The 17,249-nt window shown below is 38.4% G+C and carries 16 protein-coding genes, 2 rRNA genes and 1 riboswitch; of the genes, 15 read left to right on the top strand and 3 right to left on the bottom strand.

The window, feature by feature from the left end; all coding sequences use genetic code 11:
* The 14 genes from ACTT1L_RS16210 to purD form a co-directional block, all read left to right on the top strand.
* Positions 1 to 659 (top strand): 23S ribosomal RNA (locus ACTT1L_RS16210); the annotation flags it as partial.
* Positions 660 to 707: 48 nt separating this feature from the next.
* Positions 708 to 823, top strand: a 5S ribosomal RNA gene (gene rrf / locus ACTT1L_RS16205).
* A gap of 580 nt (positions 824 to 1,403) precedes the next feature.
* A riboswitch (purine riboswitch) is annotated at positions 1,404 to 1,505 on the top strand.
* 110 nt (positions 1,506 to 1,615) lie between these two features.
* Entirely contained in the window at positions 1,616 to 2,101 is a 486-nt protein-coding gene (gene purE, locus ACTT1L_RS16200) for a 5-(carboxyamino)imidazole ribonucleotide mutase (protein WP_000839371.1), read from the top strand.
* The gene (gene purK, locus ACTT1L_RS16195) at positions 2,098 to 3,249 is read left to right on the top strand and encodes a 5-(carboxyamino)imidazole ribonucleotide synthase (protein ID WP_000196799.1); all 1,152 of its coding nucleotides are present in this window, start codon (positions 2,098 to 2,100) and stop codon (positions 3,247 to 3,249) included. Before purE ends, purK begins: the two co-directional genes overlap by 4 nt.
* Entirely contained in the window at positions 3,246 to 4,553 is a 1,308-nt protein-coding gene (purB, locus tag ACTT1L_RS16190) for an adenylosuccinate lyase (protein WP_000625677.1), read from the top strand. Before purK ends, purB begins: the two co-directional genes overlap by 4 nt.
* A gap of 88 nt (positions 4,554 to 4,641) precedes the next feature.
* Entirely contained in the window at positions 4,642 to 5,361 is a 720-nt protein-coding gene (gene purC, locus ACTT1L_RS16185) for a phosphoribosylaminoimidazolesuccinocarboxamide synthase (protein ID WP_001170542.1), read from the top strand.
* Positions 5,354 to 5,608: a phosphoribosylformylglycinamidine synthase subunit PurS gene (gene purS / locus ACTT1L_RS16180; RefSeq protein WP_000278826.1), complete on the top strand. Its 255-nt coding sequence runs from the start codon at positions 5,354 to 5,356 to the stop codon at positions 5,606 to 5,608. The genes purC and purS overlap by 8 nt, the downstream gene beginning before the upstream one ends.
* A complete protein-coding gene (purQ, locus tag ACTT1L_RS16175; RefSeq protein ID WP_000666779.1) occupies positions 5,605 to 6,288 on the top strand; it encodes a phosphoribosylformylglycinamidine synthase subunit PurQ in 684 nt (227 codons plus the stop codon). Before purS ends, purQ begins: the two co-directional genes overlap by 4 nt.
* Positions 6,272 to 8,491, top strand: a complete 2,220-nt coding sequence (gene purL / locus ACTT1L_RS16170) for a phosphoribosylformylglycinamidine synthase II (protein WP_000055583.1) — start codon at positions 6,272 to 6,274, stop codon at positions 8,489 to 8,491. The genes purQ and purL overlap by 17 nt, the downstream gene beginning before the upstream one ends.
* A complete protein-coding gene (purF, locus tag ACTT1L_RS16165; protein WP_000879021.1) occupies positions 8,476 to 9,891 on the top strand; it encodes an amidophosphoribosyltransferase in 1,416 nt (471 codons plus the stop codon). Before purL ends, purF begins: the two co-directional genes overlap by 16 nt.
* A 101-nt stretch (positions 9,892 to 9,992) precedes the next feature.
* The gene (gene purM / locus ACTT1L_RS16160) at positions 9,993 to 11,033 is read left to right on the top strand and encodes a phosphoribosylformylglycinamidine cyclo-ligase (RefSeq protein WP_001262431.1); all 1,041 of its coding nucleotides are present in this window, start codon (positions 9,993 to 9,995) and stop codon (positions 11,031 to 11,033) included.
* A complete protein-coding gene (gene purN / locus ACTT1L_RS16155) occupies positions 11,030 to 11,617 on the top strand; it encodes a phosphoribosylglycinamide formyltransferase (protein ID WP_000088580.1) in 588 nt (195 codons plus the stop codon). The genes purM and purN overlap by 4 nt, the downstream gene beginning before the upstream one ends.
* Positions 11,618 to 11,641: 24 nt before the next feature.
* Positions 11,642 to 13,177, top strand: a complete 1,536-nt coding sequence (gene purH, locus ACTT1L_RS16150) for a bifunctional phosphoribosylaminoimidazolecarboxamide formyltransferase/IMP cyclohydrolase (protein ID WP_076875352.1) — start codon at positions 11,642 to 11,644, stop codon at positions 13,175 to 13,177.
* 121 nt (positions 13,178 to 13,298) lie between these two features.
* Positions 13,299 to 14,570, top strand: coding sequence for a phosphoribosylamine--glycine ligase (purD, locus tag ACTT1L_RS16145; RefSeq protein ID WP_001101951.1), 1,272 nt, complete (start codon positions 13,299 to 13,301; stop codon positions 14,568 to 14,570).
* A 37-nt stretch (positions 14,571 to 14,607) separates the two neighbouring features.
* Here purD and ACTT1L_RS16140 read toward each other — a convergent pair whose 3' ends face one another.
* The 3 genes from ACTT1L_RS16140 to ACTT1L_RS16130 form a co-directional block, all read right to left on the bottom strand.
* Complete coding sequence (locus tag ACTT1L_RS16140; protein WP_001085171.1) at positions 14,608 to 14,772, bottom strand: toxin-antitoxin system HicB family antitoxin; 165 nt, start codon at positions 14,770 to 14,772, stop codon at positions 14,608 to 14,610.
* Positions 14,773 to 14,788: 16 nt separating this feature from the next.
* Positions 14,789 to 15,634 (bottom strand): SPFH domain-containing protein, encoded by an 846-nt coding sequence (locus tag ACTT1L_RS16135; protein WP_000660683.1) that lies wholly within the window; start codon positions 15,632 to 15,634, stop codon positions 14,789 to 14,791.
* A 209-nt stretch (positions 15,635 to 15,843) separates the two neighbouring features.
* Positions 15,844 to 16,221: a YgaP family membrane protein gene (locus ACTT1L_RS16130; protein WP_000812349.1), complete on the bottom strand. Its 378-nt coding sequence runs from the start codon at positions 16,219 to 16,221 to the stop codon at positions 15,844 to 15,846.
* A 336-nt stretch (positions 16,222 to 16,557) separates the two neighbouring features.
* Here ACTT1L_RS16130 and ACTT1L_RS16125 point away from each other — a divergent pair, with 336 nt between their 5' ends.
* Positions 16,558 to 17,247, top strand: coding sequence for a heptaprenylglyceryl phosphate synthase (locus tag ACTT1L_RS16125; protein WP_000272090.1), 690 nt, complete (start codon positions 16,558 to 16,560; stop codon positions 17,245 to 17,247).
* Positions 17,248 to 17,249: the final 2 nt, after the last annotated feature.

Here is a 17,249-nt window from a genome sequence, read left to right as displayed (position 1 = left end):
AGTTTGACTGGGGCGGTCGCCTCCTAAAGTGTAACGGAGGCGCCCAAAGGTTCCCTCAGAATGGTTGGAAATCATTCGTAGAGTGCAAAGGCATAAGGGAGCTTGACTGCGAGACCTACAAGTCGAGCAGGGACGAAAGTCGGGCTTAGTGATCCGGTGGTTCCGCATGGAAGGGCCATCGCTCAACGGATAAAAGCTACCCCGGGGATAACAGGCTTATCTCCCCCAAGAGTCCACATCGACGGGGAGGTTTGGCACCTCGATGTCGGCTCATCGCATCCTGGGGCTGTAGTCGGTCCCAAGGGTTGGGCTGTTCGCCCATTAAAGCGGTACGCGAGCTGGGTTCAGAACGTCGTGAGACAGTTCGGTCCCTATCCGTCGTGGGCGTAGGAAATTTGAGAGGAGCTGTCCTTAGTACGAGAGGACCGGGATGGACGCACCGCTGGTGTACCAGTTGTTCTGCCAAGGGCATAGCTGGGTAGCTATGTGCGGAAGGGATAAGTGCTGAAAGCATCTAAGCATGAAGCCCCCCTCAAGATGAGATTTCCCATAGCGTAAGCTAGTAAGATCCCTGAAAGATGATCAGGTTGATAGGTTCGAGGTGGAAGCATGGTGACATGTGGAGCTGACGAATACTAATAGATCGAGGACTTAACCATATAATATGTAGCAATGTTATCTAGTTTTGAAGGAATATGCCTTCATAGTTTGGTGATGATGGCAGAGAGGTCACACCCGTTCCCATACCGAACACGGAAGTTAAGCTCTCTAGCGCCGATGGTAGTTGGGACCTTGTCCCTGTGAGAGTAGGACGTCGCCAAGCAAAAACCTAAGTCGTTTCGACTTAGGTTTTTTTGTGTTTATTTATATATATCAAATGTCATAATCCGTAAATTTAGTAATCTTAATGAGAGAAAAGAATGAAAATGAGGCTATTGAGGGTAACTGTTATTTCTTACTACAAGTATATATTTTACATAATGAGAGTAAGAAAAGCGGGATGATATAAGAATGAAAATAAGTATTCAATCATTACAGTAATGAATGCGATACAAAGGAATAGAAACGATATGCTTTATTCCGCATTAACGGGCAGTAAGACCCCCACCTCAAATTTCAGCGGAAGCAAAGAAGCTAGGTAGGGGATCAACTGCTCGTAAAAGCCCGATTGTTGAAGGTTGATTAAAGTTTCACTTTATATAAAAGCATACGGAATTAATATACAAACCGTTTTGTGTATGGTAGATCTCTAGAAATATATATTCTAATTGCTTATCCTTCTTGCATATAGTTACAATTATTCTTTTGAATATAACTAAAACACGAACGTTATTGATGAGTAATAAAAAAACATTCGATTATTTGTTGACATTGTTTATAAAATATTGTTAATATAGCCATAGAAAGAATAATATATAAGACCTCATATAATCGCGGGGATATGGCCTGCAAGTCTCTACCTAACGACCGTTATTCGTTAGACTATGAGGGAAAGTCACTCGGTATTTTTCTATTCACAAGGGATACGTATGCCTGAGTAGAGCGCTTTCTCTCATAGTAAAAGAGAAAATGTTCTATTTCAGGCTTTTTTTATTTGAATCGGGGGGATTCTAATATGAAATCACTAGTTGGAGTCATAATGGGAAGCACGTCAGACTGGGAAACAATGAAATATGCTTGTGACATTTTAGATGAATTAAATATACCGTATGAGAAAAAAGTTGTATCCGCTCATCGGACTCCGGATTATATGTTTGAATATGCAGAGACGGCTCGTGAACGTGGATTGAAAGTTATTATTGCTGGAGCTGGTGGAGCAGCGCATTTACCAGGAATGGTTGCAGCGAAGACCAATCTTCCTGTAATCGGAGTTCCAGTTCAGTCAAAAGCGTTAAACGGCTTAGATTCATTATTATCCATCGTCCAAATGCCAGGAGGGGTTCCAGTTGCAACTGTTGCAATTGGTAAGGCTGGTTCAACAAATGCTGGTTTACTTGCTGCACAAATACTTGGATCATTCCATGATGACATATATGATGCATTAGAATTGAGAAGAGAAGCAATTGAAAAAGATGTGCGCGAAGGTAGTGAGCTAGTATGACGAGAATCATTTTACCTGGAAAAACAATCGGTATTATTGGAGGCGGCCAGCTAGGAAGAATGATGGCATTGGCAGCTAAGGAGATGGGATATAAAATTGCTGTTTTAGATCCTACAAAAAACTCACCATGTGCACAAGTTGCTGATATTGAAATTGTTGCATCATATGACGATTTAAAAGCAATTCAGCATTTAGCGGAGATCAGTGATGTTGTCACATATGAATTTGAGAATATTGATTATAGATGTTTACAATGGCTTGAAAAACATGCTTACTTACCGCAAGGCAGTCAGTTGTTAAGTAAAACACAAAATCGTTTTACAGAAAAGAATGCGATTGAGAAAGCAGGATTACCAGTAGCAACGTATAGATTAGTTCAAAATCAAAATCAGCTTACTGAAGCAATCGCTGAATTATCATATCCTTCCGTCTTAAAAACGACGACAGGCGGATATGATGGGAAAGGGCAAGTTGTTTTAAGAAGTGAGGATGACGTTGATACAGCGCGAGAGCTTGCGAATGCAGCAGAGTGTATTTTAGAGAAATGGGTGCCTTTTGAAAAAGAAGTATCAGTTATTGTCATTCGTAGTGTAAGTGGTGAAACGAAAGTATTTCCGGTAGCAGAAAATATTCATGTAAATAACATTTTGCATGAATCCATCGTTCCGGCTCGCATTACAGAAGAACTTTCTCAAAAAGCTATTGCTTATGCAAAAGTGCTTGCGGATGAACTAGAACTTGTGGGAACACTAGCGGTAGAGATGTTTGCTACAGCTGATGGTGAGATTTACATTAATGAATTGGCGCCAAGACCTCACAATTCAGGACACTATACACAGGATGCATGTGAAACGAGTCAATTCGGCCAACATATTCGAGCAATCTGTAATTTACCTCTTGGAGAAACAAATTTGTTAAAACCAGTTGTCATGGTAAACATTTTAGGCGAACATATAGAAGGGGTCCTAAGACAAGTGAATAGATTAACCGGGTGCTATTTACACTTGTATGGAAAAGAAGAAGCAAAAGCACAGCGGAAAATGGGGCATGTTAATATTTTAAATGATAATATTGAAGTCGCTCTAGAAAAAGCGAAGAGTTTGCATATTTGGGACCATCAAGAACAACTGTTGGAGGGAAAAAGATGATTAGTCGTTATACACGCCCAGAAATGGGTGCAATTTGGACGGAAGAGAACAAATTTAAAGCGTGGTTAGAAGTTGAGATTTTAGCTTGTGAAGCATGGGCTGAGCTTGGCGATATTCCGAAAGAAGATGTTAAGAAAATTCGTGAGCATGCATCATTTGATATTGATCGTATTTATGAAATTGAAAAAGAGACACGTCATGACGTAGTTGCATTCACTCGTGCTGTATCAGAAACACCAGCATTAGGCGAGGAACGTAAATGGATTCATTACGGTTTAACATCTACAGACGTAGTAGATACAGCGTTATCTTACATCTTAAAACAAGCGAATGAAATCATATTAAAAGACTTAGAAAACTTCGTAAGTATTTTAGCTAATAAAGCAAAAGAGCATAAATACACGATCATGATGGGAAGAACACACGGTGTTCATGCAGAACCAACAACATTCGGTTTAAAACTTGGTCTTTGGTATGAAGAAATGAAACGTAACGTAGAGCGTTTCAAACAAGCTGCTAATACAGTTCGTGTTGGTAAATTATCTGGTGCGGTTGGTACATATGCAAATATCGATCCATTCGTAGAAAAGTATGTTTGTGAAAACTTAGGATTAGAAGCAGCACCAATTTCAACACAAACATTGCAACGTGATCGCCATGCTCATTACATGTCAACACTTGCATTAATCGCAACATCTATTGAAAAGATGGCAGTTGAGATTCGTGGTTTACAAAAGAGTGAAACACGTGAAGTTGAAGAAGCTTTCGCAAAAGGTCAAAAAGGTTCTTCTGCAATGCCGCATAAGCGTAATCCAATTGGATCTGAAAATATGACTGGTTTAGCTCGTGTTATCCGCGGTTATATGATGACAGCTTATGAGAATGTTCCATTATGGCATGAGCGTGATATTTCTCATTCTTCAGCAGAACGCGTAATTTTACCAGATGCTACAATCGCGTTAAATTACATGCTAAATCGCTTTGGTAATATCGTTAAAAACTTAACTGTATACCCAGAGAATATGAAACGCAATATGACAAGAACATACGGCTTAATTTATTCTCAGCGCGTAATGCTTACATTAATCGATAAAGGTATGGTGCGTGAAGAAGCTTACGATATCGTACAACCTAAAGCGATGGAAGCTTGGGAAACACAAGTACAATTTAAAGAGCTTGTAGAAGCTGATGAGCGTATTACGAGCAAGTTAACACAAGAAGAAATTAATGAATGCTTCAACTATGAGCATCATATGCAACACGTTGATACAATCTTTGAACGCCTAGGATTAAACGAAGCGTAAAATTTCATATGGCACAGAATAGAGTCATTCTGTGCCATTCTTTATAAAAACATTATTCACATTTTTCAAACTACAGGGGGCTTGCGAAATGCAAAAGCTAGAATTGCTGTATGAAGGTAAGGCAAAAAGAATTTATCGTACAGAATCAGCAGATATGGTTTGGGTAGAGTACAAAGATAGTGCGACTGCTTTCAATGGGGAGAAAAAAGAGACGATTACAGGAAAAGGTCGTTTGAACAATGAGATTACAACTTTATTGTTCAGAAAGTTACAAGAAGTAGGAATTAAAACACACTTTGTTGAGAAGCTATCTGAAACAGAACAACTTGTTAAAAAAGTGAGTATTATTCCTTTAGAAGTTGTCACAAGAAATGTAATTGCAGGAAGTCTTTCAAAACGATTAGGAATGGAAGAGGGAACTGTACTTGCAGAACCAATCGTAGAATTTTACTTCAAAGATGATGATTTAGGAGATCCGCTTGTAACGGAAGATCATATTCGTGTATTAAACGTTGCATCGCCAGAGCAAGTAAGCGTATTACGAGATATGGCTCTACAAATCAATCAAGTGTTGATTGATCATTTCGCAAGCTGTCGTGTAAGATTAGTAGATTTCAAATTAGAGTTTGGTGTAACGGATGAAGGAGAAATCATTTTAGCAGATGAAATTTCACCAGATACTTGCCGTTTATGGGATGAAACGAGCAATGAGAAGTTTGATAAAGACGTATTCCGTCGTGATCTTGGAAATTTAACAGATGCTTATGAAGAGATTTTAAAACGTTTAGGGGGAATTTCACATGTATAAAGTTAAGGTATATGTAACATTAAGAGAAAGTGTATTAGATCCACAAGGAACAGCAGTAAAAGGAGCACTTCATAGCCTTTCATTCACAGAAGTACAAGATGTTCGAATTGGAAAGTACATGGAACTAACAATTGATAAATCGGTAACTGACTTAGATAGTAAGGTAAAGGAAATGTGTGAAAAACTATTAGCAAACGTTGTAATGGAAGACTTCCGTTATGAAGTTGAGGAGGTTGTCGCACAGTGAAATTTGCCGTAATAGTATTTCCAGGTTCGAACTGTGATGTCGATATGTTCCATGCAATTAAAGATGAGCTTGGCGAAGAAGTAGATTACGTTTGGCACGATACAGAGAATTTAGATGAATATGATGCAATTCTACTACCAGGTGGTTTCTCTTACGGTGACTACTTACGCTGCGGTGCTATTTCTCGCTTTGCAAATGCAATGAAAGCAGTACAAAAAGCTGCTGAGCAAGGAAAGCCAATTTTAGGTGTATGTAATGGATTCCAGATTCTTGTTGAATCAGGATTATTACCAGGAGCATTAATGAGAAATGAAAACTTAAAATTTATGTGTCGAACAGTTCAGTTACGTGTTGAAAATAATGAAACGATGTTTACATCACAATATGAAAAAGATGAAGTAATCAATATTCCAATTGCACATGGTGAGGGGAATTACTATTGTGATGAAGAGACTCTTAAACAATTAGAAGAGAATAATCAAATCGCATTCCGTTACGTAGAAAACCCGAACGGAAGCGTTTCAGATATTGCTGGTATTGTAAACGAAAAAGGAAATGTACTTGGTATGATGCCACACCCAGAGCGTGCTGTAGATGAATTACTTGGCGGTGCTGAAGGGTTAAAAGTCTTTCAATCTATCTTAAAACAGTGGAGGGAAACATATGTCGTTAATGCTTGAACCAAATCCAACACAAATTAAAGAAGAGCGCATATATGCGGAAATGGGGCTAACAGACGAAGAGTTTGCCATGGTTGAAAAGATTTTAGGCCGTCTGCCAAATTATACAGAAACAGGATTATTCTCTGTTATGTGGTCTGAACATTGTAGTTATAAAAATTCAAAACCAGTACTTCGAAAATTCCCAACAACAGGTGAGCGCGTCTTGCAAGGGCCTGGGGAAGGTGCTGGCATTGTAGACATCGGTGATAATCAAGCGGTTGTATTTAAAATGGAAAGTCATAACCACCCTTCTGCTATTGAGCCATATCAAGGAGCAGCAACAGGTGTTGGCGGTATTATTCGTGACGTATTCTCTATGGGAGCACGTCCAGTAGCTCTATTAAACTCACTTCGATTTGGAGAATTACAATCACCACGTGTGAAATACTTATTCGAAGAAGTAGTAGCAGGAATTGCAGGATACGGTAACTGTATCGGTATTCCAACTGTTGGCGGCGAAGTACAGTTTGATCCATGTTATGAAGGAAATCCACTTGTAAATGCAATGTGCGTAGGCTTAATTAACCACGAGGACATTAAAAAAGGGCAAGCGCACGGTGCTGGAAATACAGTAATGTACGTAGGAGCATCAACTGGTCGTGATGGTATCCACGGTGCAACATTCGCATCTGAAGAGTTATCTGAAAGCTCAGAAGCGAAGCGTCCAGCAGTTCAAGTAGGAGATCCATTTATGGAGAAACTTCTTATCGAAGCTTGCTTAGAACTTATTCAATCTGATGCACTTGTTGGAATTCAAGATATGGGTGCGGCTGGTTTAACATCATCTTCTGCAGAAATGGCAAGTAAAGCAGGCATGGGTATTGAAATGTACTTAGATGATGTACCACAGCGTGAAACAGGAATGACACCATATGAAATGATGCTATCTGAATCACAAGAGCGTATGTTAATTGTTGTGAAAAAAGGTAGAGAACAAGAGATAGTAGATTTATTTGAGAAGTATGGTCTTGCAGCCGTTACGATGGGGAAAGTAACGGAAGACAAAATGCTTCGTTTATTCCATAAAGGTGAAATGGTAGCTGAAGTACCAGCAGATGCTCTTGCAGAAGAAGCACCAATTTACCATAAACCATCACAAGAAGCAGCATATTTTGCTGAGTTCCAAGAAATGAAAATGGAAACGCCGAAAGTAGAAAACTATAAAGAAACGTTATTCGCTTTATTACAACAACCGACGATTGCAAGTAAAGAGTGGGTTTATGATCAATATGATTATCAAGTTCGCACAAGCACAGTTGTTACACCAGGTTCAGATGCAGCAGTTGTACGTGTACGCGGTACAGAAAAAGGATTAGCAATGACGACAGATTGTAACTCTCGCTACATTTATTTAGATCCAGAAGTGGGCGGTAAAATTGCAGTAGCAGAGGCAGCACGTAATATCGTATGTTCTGGCGGGGAGCCACTTGCAATTACAGATTGCTTAAACTTCGGTAACCCAGAAAAACCAGAAATCTTCTGGCAAATTGAGAAATCAGTAGATGGTATGAGTGAAGCTTGTCGCACATTACAAACACCAGTTATTGGCGGAAATGTATCAATGTATAACGAACGTAGTGGTGAAGCGGTATACCCAACACCGACAGTTGGGATGGTTGGACTTGTACACGATTTAAAACATGTAACAACACAAGAGTTTAAGCAAGCTGGCGATTTAGTTTATGTTATCGGAGAGACGAAAGCTGAGTTTGGTGGAAGTGAATTACAGAAAATGCTTCACGGCAAAATTTTCGGTCAATCACCAAGTATCGATCTAGACGTAGAATTAAAACGTCAAAAACAAGTATTAGCAGCCATTCAAGCTGGCCTTGTTCAATCTGCACATGACGTTGCTGAAGGTGGTTTAGCAGTTGCAATTTCAGAAAGTGCAATTGGTGCTAACGGCTTAGGTGCTACTGTGAAATTAGACGGGGAAGCAACAGCGGCATTATTTGCGGAATCACAATCCCGCTTCGTAATAACTGTAAAACGTGAAAATAAAGAAGCGTTCGAAAAAGCGGTAGAAGCAATTCAAGTTGGAGAAGTAACAAATACAAATGAAGTAACAATTCATAATGAAGAAAATGAAGTATTACTTACAGCAAATGTAGATGAAATGAGAAAGGCTTGGAAAGGGGCAATCCCATGCTTGCTGAAATAAAGGGGTTAAACGAAGAATGTGGCGTTTTCGGAATTTGGGGGCATGAAAATGCGGCACAAGTTTCATACTACGGATTGCACAGTTTACAGCACCGTGGACAAGAAGGCGCAGGCATTGTCGTAAATAATGGAGAAAAAATCGTCGGTCACAAGGGGTTAGGCTTAATATCAGAAGTGTTTTCAAGAGGAGAGCTAGAAGGATTGAACGGAAAATCAGCAATCGGACACGTACGATACGCGACGGCTGGTGGAAGTGAAGTGGCTAACGTTCAACCATTACTATTCCGTTTTTCTGATCATAGTATGGCATTAGCTCATAACGGGAATTTAATTAATGCCAAAATGCTTCGTCGTGAATTAGAGGCAGAGGGAAGTATTTTTCAAACAAGTTCAGATACAGAAGTACTTTTACATCTTATTAAACGTAGTACGAAAGATTCGTTAATTGAAAGTGTAAAAGAAGCTTTAAATAAAGTGAAAGGTGCGTTTGCATATCTTTTACTAACTGGAAATGAAATGATTGTTGCGCTAGATCCAAATGGATTCCGTCCCCTTTCAATTGGAAAGATGGGAGATGCTTACGTTGTAGCATCAGAAACATGTGCTTTTGATGTAGTAGGTGCAACATACATTCGTGATGTAGAACCGGGTGAATTACTTATCATTAATGATGATGGAATTCACGTAGATCGTTTTACAAATGATGTAGAACATGCAATTTGCAGTATGGAATACATTTACTTCGCACGCCCAGATTCAAATATCGCTGGTGTTAATGTCCATGCAGCACGTAAAAACATGGGGAAACGTTTGGCGGCAGAAGCTCCTATTGAAGCTGATGTTGTTACTGGTGTACCAGACTCTAGCATTTCAGCAGCAATTGGTTATGCGGAGGCGACAGGCATTCCATATGAGTTAGGATTAATTAAAAATCGTTACGTTGGACGTACGTTTATTCAACCTTCTCAGGAACTGCGAGAGCAAGGGGTTAAGATGAAGCTTTCAGCAGTAAGAGGTGTGGTTGAGGGGAAACGAGTTGTTATGATTGATGATTCTATCGTACGAGGAACAACGAGTAAACGAATTGTTCGTATGCTTCGCGAGGCTGGAGCGACAGAAGTTCACGTAAGAATAGCTTCACCACCTTTGAAATATCCATGTTTCTATGGCATTGATATTCAAACGAGAAAAGAATTAATTGCAGCAAATCATACGGTAGAAGAAATTCGTGAAATGATCGGTGCAGACTCATTAACATTTTTAAGTGAAGATGGATTAGTAGATGCAATTGGACGTCCATATGAAGGGAAATACGGTGGCCTTTGTATGGCGTACTTCAATGGAGATTATCCAACAGCTCTTTATGATTATGAGCAAGAGCTTTTAGAAAGTATGAAATAAGAAGAAAAAAGCTTCTACTTCTTTTGATGTAGAAGCTAGCTTCTTTCTTAAAACGGCCCGCACAGGATAGGGAGAAATTAAAAGACGAGGTGTAAATAACGATGGCGAATGCATATAAGCAAGCAGGAGTAGATATTGAAGCTGGATATGAAGCGGTATCTCGCATGAAAAAACACGTACAAACAACAATGAGAAAAGAAGTACTAGGCGGTTTAGGCGGTTTTGGAGGTATGTTTGATCTATCAAAATTTGCATTAGAAGAACCTGTATTAGTATCTGGAACAGATGGCGTGGGAACGAAATTGATGCTCGCTTTTATGGCAGATAAACATGACACAATTGGTATTGATGCAGTAGCAATGTGTGTAAATGATATTGTTGTCCAAGGAGCAGAGCCGCTTTTCTTCCTTGATTATATTGCTTGTGGTAAAGCTGAACCTAGTAAAATTGAAAACATCGTCAAAGGTATATCAGAGGGCTGTCGCCAAGCAGGTTGTGCTTTAATTGGTGGAGAAACAGCTGAAATGCCAGGAATGTATTCTACAGAAGAATACGATTTAGCTGGTTTTACAGTTGGGATCGTTGATAAAAAGAAAATTGTAACAGGTGAAAAAATTGAAGCTGGTCACGTATTAATTGGCTTGGCATCTAGCGGTATTCATAGTAACGGTTATTCTTTAGTACGAAAAGTATTACTAGAAGATGGAGAGCTATCTTTAGATCGCATTTACGGACGCTTAGAGCTACCTCTTGGTGAAGAATTATTAAAACCAACGAAAATTTATGTCAAACCTATTTTAGAACTATTGAAGAAATATGAAGTATACGGTATGGCACATATTACAGGTGGCGGATTCATTGAAAATATTCCACGTATGTTACCAGAAGAAATCGGTGCAGAAATTGAATTAGGATCTTGGGAAATTCAGCCGATCTTTAGTTTACTTCAAGAAGTTGGCAAGCTGGAAGAGAAAGAAATGTTCAATATTTTTAACATGGGTATTGGTATGGTAGTAGCGGTGAAGGAAGAAGATGCAAAAGATGTTGTTCGTCTTCTTGAAGAGCAAGGAGAAACTGCTCGTATTATTGGACGCACTGTACAAGGAGCTGGCGTTACTTTTAATGGAGGCACAGCGCTATGAGTAGATTAGCAGTTTTTGCTTCTGGAAGCGGATCTAACTTTCAATCTCTCGTTAATGCAGTAGAAGAAAAAAGATTGGATGCAGAAATTAGTTTATTAGTATGTGATAAACCAGAAGCACGCGCTGTTGGGCGAGCACATTATCATCATATCCCGTGTTTCGCTTTTTCAGCGAAAGCATATGAGTCAAAAGAAGCGTTTGAAAAAGAGATATTAAAGAAGCTAGAAGAGTATGAAATTGATTATGTTATTTTAGCTGGATATATGCGTTTAATTGGACCAACTTTACTAGAAGCTTACGGCGGAAGGATTATTAATATTCATCCATCACTATTACCGAGTTTTCCAGGGAAAGATGCTGTTGGTCAAGCGTTAGAAGCAGGTGTGAAAGTAACTGGAGTAACGATTCATTATGTAGACGCAGGTATGGATACAGGGCCAATTATTGCACAAGAAGCAGTAGTTGTTTCTGAAGGGGATACGAGAGAAAGCTTACAAAAGAAAATTCAACAAGTTGAACATAAATTATACGTAAATACAGTGAATCAAATTGTTCAATCTACGAAAGAACCAACTGTTAACTAACATACAACCAGGGGTGAAGGGTAAATGAAAAAGCGTGCATTAGTAAGTGTTTCAGATAAAACAGGAGTAGTAGAATTTGTTAAAGGTTTACTAGAACAAGGGATCGAAGTTATATCAACAGGTGGTACGAAAAAATTACTAGAAGAAAACGGCTTACAAGTAATCGGTATTTCTGAAGTAACTGGTTTCCCAGAAATTATGGATGGTCGTGTGAAAACATTACATCCAAATATTCATGGTGGTCTATTAGCAGTTCGTGATAATGAAACGCATGTAGCACAAATGAATGAGTTAGGTATAGAGCCAATTGATTTTGTTGTCGTTAACTTATACCCATTCAAAGAAACAATCGCTAAGCCTGATGTAACATTTGCTGATGCAATTGAAAATATTGATATCGGTGGCCCGACAATGATTCGCTCTGCTGCGAAAAATCATAAATTCGTATCTGTAATTGTAGATCCAGTAGATTATGATGTTATATTAGCTGAATTAAAAGAGAACGGTGAAGTAGCAGAGGAAACAAAACGTAAACTAGCAGCAAAAGTATTCCGTCATACAGCAGCATATGATGCACTAATTTCTAATTACTTAACAGAGCAAATGGGTGAAGAAAGTCCTGAAACATTAACTGTGACATTTGAGAAAAAGCAAGACTTACGTTATGGCGAGAACCCACATCAAAAAGCAACTTTCTATAAAGCGCCATTCGCAGCAACTTCTTCTGTTGCATACGCAGAACAATTACACGGTAAGGAATTATCGTATAACAATATTAATGATGCAGACGCAGCGCTTAGCATCGTGAAAGAATTTACAGAACCAGCAGTAGTAGCGGTAAAACATATGAATCCATGTGGTGTTGGAGTAGGTACGGATATTCATGAAGCATACACACGTGCTTATGAAGCGGATCCAGTATCCATTTTTGGAGGCATTATTGCAGCGAATCGTGAAATTGATAAAGCTACAGCTGAAAAGTTACATGAAATTTTCTTAGAAATTATTATTGCACCTTCTTTCTCAAAAGAAGCTTTGGAAGTATTGCAAAGTAAGAAAAACTTACGTTTACTAACTGTAAATATTGAAAAATCGACAAGCGCGAGCAAAAAACTAACTTCTGTACAAGGTGGCCTTCTCGTTCAAGAGGAAGATACGTTATCATTAGATGAAAGTACAATTTCAATTCCAACAAAACGTGAACCTTCAGAGCAAGAATGGAAAGATTTAAAATTAGCTTGGAAAGTTGTAAAACATGTGAAGTCAAATGCAATTGTTTTAGCGAAAGATGATATGACAATTGGTGTCGGTGCGGGACAGATGAACCGTGTAGGTTCTGCAAAAATCGCAATTACACAAGCTGGTGAAAAAGCACAAGGTAGCGCGCTTGCATCTGATGCTTTCTTCCCAATGCCAGATACATTAGAAGAAGCAGCAAAAGCAGGAATTACAGCAATCATTCAACCAGGCGGATCAATCCGTGATGAAGATTCTATTAAAGTGGCGGATACATATGGGATTGCTATGGTGTTCACTGGCGTACGTCATTTCAAACACTAATAGAGGAAGTTTAAAAAGTCCGGTTAAGATAACCTTCCTTTTTAAACTTTGATTGATATGAAAAAACAAACTAGGAGCATAGCTTCTAGTTTGTACTTATTTAAATATTGGGGGATGAAATATGAATGTTTTAGTAATTGGCCGCGGTGGGCGTGAGCATGCTTTAGCTTGGAAGTTTGCACAATCTGAAAAAGTAGAAAAGGTATATGTAGCACCAGGTAATGAAGGTATGCGTGATGTTGCAACACCAATTGATATTGATGAAAATGATTTTGATGCATTAGTTTTATTTGCGAAAGAGAATCATGTTGAGTTAACTTTCGTTGGACCAGAAATTCCACTTATGAATGGAATTGTTGATCGTTTTAAAGAAGAGGGACTTCGCGTATTTGGTCCGAATCAAGCGGCTGCTGTTATTGAAGGTAGTAAAGCTTTTACAAAAGAGCTTATGAAAAAATATAATATTCCAACTGCAGCGTACGAAACTTTTACAGACTACGAAGAAGCAGTAAAGTACATTGAAAAGGTTGGTGCACCAATTGTTATTAAGGCAGACGGTTTAGCGGCTGGTAAAGGTGTAACGGTAGCAATGACACTTGAAGAGGCATTACAAGCTGTGAAAGAAATGCTGCAAGATGTAAAGTTCGGGGAAGCGAGTAAGAAAGTTGTTATTGAAGAGTTTTTAGATGGACAAGAATTTTCATTAATGGCATTTGTGAATGGAACAACTGTACATCCGATGGTAATTGCACAAGATCATAAACGAGCTTTTGATGGTGATAAAGGTCCAAATACTGGCGGAATGGGTGCATATTCTCCAGTACCACAAATTTCGGAGTCAGCAGTTCAAGAGGCGATTGAAACGGTGTTACATCCAACTGCTAAAGCGATGATCCAAGAAAATCGATCGTTTACAGGAATTTTATATGCGGGACTTATTTTAACAAATGATGGTCCAAAGGTAATTGAATTTAATGCACGTTTTGGCGATCCTGAAACTGAAGTTGTATTACCCCGTTTAGAAAATGATTTAGTGGACGTATGTAACGCTGTATTAGATGAAAGTGAGTTAACGTTACAATGGTCAGAGGAATCGGTAATTGGTGTTGTGCTTGCTTCGAAAGGATACCCGGAAGCATATAAAAAAGGTGAAATTATTAAAGGGCTAGATGCATTGCAAGATGTAATTGTTTTCCATGCGGGTACAGCAATGAAACATGGTGACTTTGTGACAAACGGTGGCCGTGTACTATTTGTTGCTTGTAAGGCGAATAGTTTACAAGAAGCAAAAGATAAAGTATATAAAGAAATCGGTAAAATTGAGAGTGATGGTCTATTTTACCGAAGTGATATAGGATATCGTGCAATTGGGCATGAGATGACGAGAAATTAATATGTGAAAAATCCCGCTGATTCCTCAGCGGGATTTTTTATGCATCTTTATCCTTTTTTAATTTCCCTTTTTGCTTTGCCATTTCTCGAAGTAAATATTCGATGTGTGCATTGACGCTACGAAACTCATCATTCGCCCATTTTTCGATGACTGCGTGTAATTCAGGATCAATACGTAATGGAAAGCTTTTCTTTTTAGCCATAAGGATTTACAACCTTTTAGTATAGGCTTCCTGTATTAATAACTGGTTGCGCACCTTTGTCTGAAACGATGGCAACTAATAAGTTGTTCACCATATTTGCTTTACGCTCGTCATCGAGTTCTAGTACGCCTTCTTCATCTAACATATGGATTGAATCTTTTGCCATCTTCACAGCACCTTCAACAATCTCTTTTCTAGCAGCTAATACTGCTTTTGCTTGTTGACGTTGTAGCATTGCATGGGCAATTTCTGTTGCGTAAGCTAAATGTGTTAAACGAGTTTCTAATACTTCTACGCCAGCAATTTCAAGGCGTGCTTCTAACTCGCGTTTTAATTCTTCAGAGATTTCTTCAGTGTTTCCACGTAACGTAATGCAAGTTTCATCTTGAAAATTGTCATAAGGATATTTCGTTGCAACGTGGCGGATTGCCGTTTCGCTTTGAATTTCTACAAATCGATCATAATGTTCAACGCCGAACATTGCTTTTGCAGAATCAACAACCTTATATACGATAACAGCTGCAATTTCAATTGGGTTGCCGTCGACATCATTTACTTTTAATTTTTTACTATTAAAGTTTTCAACACGTAACGATACAGTTTGACGGAACGCGAACGGAATCGTTAAAAATAAACCGTTTTGACGAATTGTTCCTAAATAATTACCGAAAAACGTAATGACTTTTGCTTGATTTGGCTGAACAATCCCGATACCTGTAGCAAGAACTGCAGCTAAAATAATAGTTAATGCTGCTCCTATGAAAATTTCTTGTACAAGGAAAAATACACCGATAGCGGCTAAAATTAAAATTCCAATAATCCCAAGAAAACCATTAACGTAAAATACTTGTTTTTCTTTCATATGATCGCCTCCTGATATAAAAATGATATCACTTTTATATCATTTTAAGCAAGGGGTTTACACCTAATTTTCTGAATTTTATTGATTATGTATATTTAAATACTTAAAATAAGAATGTATGTTCTGTTTCATGGTAAAATAAAGAAGACTTAACCGCCCACTGCAGCAGCTAAGTCCCTTTGAGAGCATCTTGCATCGTGACAAATGATTCAAAGCGGTTTTGCCAGGATTATATCTTCAATCGCTGACTCAATCTCTTTGTCAGAAGCGTCATAACTTCCATTTGACTGTGGTTTGTCGTGATTGGAGGTTTGATTCGCTTCTTCTTTAGTATGTCCCTTTTTAGCAAAATCCATGCTAGGCATTTTAAATGCCCCCATGTTCATGTATTTTCCGAATTTCCACATTTCAACAATAGGGCAGAAACGAACAATTCCCTCTGCAACTTTCATTGCACCAATCCATAGCAAAATGTTAGACCAAGTGCACCAAGGTTTGCGCACGAGTTTCGTTGCACTACAACCGAAGAGGACAAGTCCGAGTGTAATTCGAATTAGGGCATTTATTGTACCGATATTTTGCTTCATTAGAAAAACACTCCTTTTATGAAAGTTGAAATAGATAATACTATTTCTTTTATTAGTATCCCTTTTGATTTTTCGGATATGTAATCCAACATTTGACGTGGAAAAAGATGTTGGATTGTGCGTGTGTGTAAGTAACTTTTTTTGTTATAATGAAAGAATGCATAAAAGGAACTTCAAAATTAAATCCTCTAGTTTAAAAAATATGGAAGAGGTAATTCCAAACTTAATTCTCCGTTTTAAACAAATATTTAAGATGAAGTTAAAACAATAATGATGAAAATAAACTGTTATTTTAAACAGAAATATATACAACTTGAGAAAAGAAAGGGTGTTTTCATGTACGATATTTCCGGATGGAAACATGTATTTAAGCTTGATCCGAATAAGGAATTAAGTGACGAACATTTAGAAATGATTTGTGAGTCTGGAACAGATGCTGTTATTGTAGGCGGAAGTGATGGGGTGACAATTGATAATGTACTACACATGCTAGTTAGCATTCGTAGATATGCAGTTCCTTGTGTGTTAGAGGTTTCTGATGTGGAAGCAATTACACCAGGATTCGATTTTTATTATATCCCAAGCGTTTTAAATAGCCGAAAGGTGGAATGGGTAACAGGCGTTCATCATGAGGCTTTGAAAGAATTTGGGGATATTATGGATTGGGACGAAATTTTTATGGAAGGATATTGTGTTTTAAATCCTGAAGCGAAAGTAGCCCAGCTTACAGATGCAAAGTGTGATGTAACAGAAGATGATGTAATTGCATACGCGCGTTTAGCAGACAAGCTATTACGTTTACCGATATTTTATTTAGAATATAGCGGTACGTATGGAGATGTTGAACTTGTTAAAAATGTGAAAGCAGAATTGAAACAAGCTAAGTTATATTATGGCGGTGGTATTTCTAATGCTGAACAAGCGAAGGAAATGGCGCAGTATGCTGATACAGTAGTTGTCGGAAATATTATTTATGATGATATAAAAGCAGCGTTAAAAACGGTTAAAGCAGTAAAAGGAGAGTAGGT

Origin of the sequence: Bacillus sp. FH, from assembly GCF_052216825.1 — a bacterium.
Lineage (GTDB): Bacteria > Bacillota > Bacilli > Bacillales > Bacillaceae_G > Bacillus_A > Bacillus_A paranthracis.
This window is presented reverse-complemented; position numbering and strand designations above follow the sequence as displayed.

Coding starts and splice junctions, on each gene's coding strand:
- purK (WP_000196799.1), top strand. CDS start 2,098: ATGACGAGAATCATTTTACCTGGAAAAACAATCGGTATTATTGGAGGC.
- ACTT1L_RS16140 (WP_001085171.1), bottom strand. CDS start 14,772: ATGGCTAAAAAGAAAAGCTTTCCATTACGTATTGATCCTGAATTACAC.
- purE (WP_000839371.1), top strand. CDS start 1,616: ATGAAATCACTAGTTGGAGTCATAATGGGAAGCACGTCAGACTGGGAA.
- purM (WP_001262431.1), top strand. CDS start 9,993: ATGGCGAATGCATATAAGCAAGCAGGAGTAGATATTGAAGCTGGATAT.
- purH (WP_076875352.1), top strand. CDS start 11,642: ATGAAAAAGCGTGCATTAGTAAGTGTTTCAGATAAAACAGGAGTAGTA.
- purL (WP_000055583.1), top strand. CDS start 6,272: ATGTCGTTAATGCTTGAACCAAATCCAACACAAATTAAAGAAGAGCGC.
- purS (WP_000278826.1), top strand. CDS start 5,354: ATGTATAAAGTTAAGGTATATGTAACATTAAGAGAAAGTGTATTAGAT.
- ACTT1L_RS16135 (WP_000660683.1), bottom strand. CDS start 15,634: ATGAAAGAAAAACAAGTATTTTACGTTAATGGTTTTCTTGGGATTATT.
- purB (WP_000625677.1), top strand. CDS start 3,246: ATGATTAGTCGTTATACACGCCCAGAAATGGGTGCAATTTGGACGGAA.
- purD (WP_001101951.1), top strand. CDS start 13,299: ATGAATGTTTTAGTAATTGGCCGCGGTGGGCGTGAGCATGCTTTAGCT.
- purC (WP_001170542.1), top strand. CDS start 4,642: ATGCAAAAGCTAGAATTGCTGTATGAAGGTAAGGCAAAAAGAATTTAT.
- ACTT1L_RS16130 (WP_000812349.1), bottom strand. CDS start 16,221: ATGAAGCAAAATATCGGTACAATAAATGCCCTAATTCGAATTACACTC.
- purN (WP_000088580.1), top strand. CDS start 11,030: ATGAGTAGATTAGCAGTTTTTGCTTCTGGAAGCGGATCTAACTTTCAA.
- ACTT1L_RS16125 (WP_000272090.1), top strand. CDS start 16,558: ATGTACGATATTTCCGGATGGAAACATGTATTTAAGCTTGATCCGAAT.
- purF (WP_000879021.1), top strand. CDS start 8,476: ATGCTTGCTGAAATAAAGGGGTTAAACGAAGAATGTGGCGTTTTCGGA.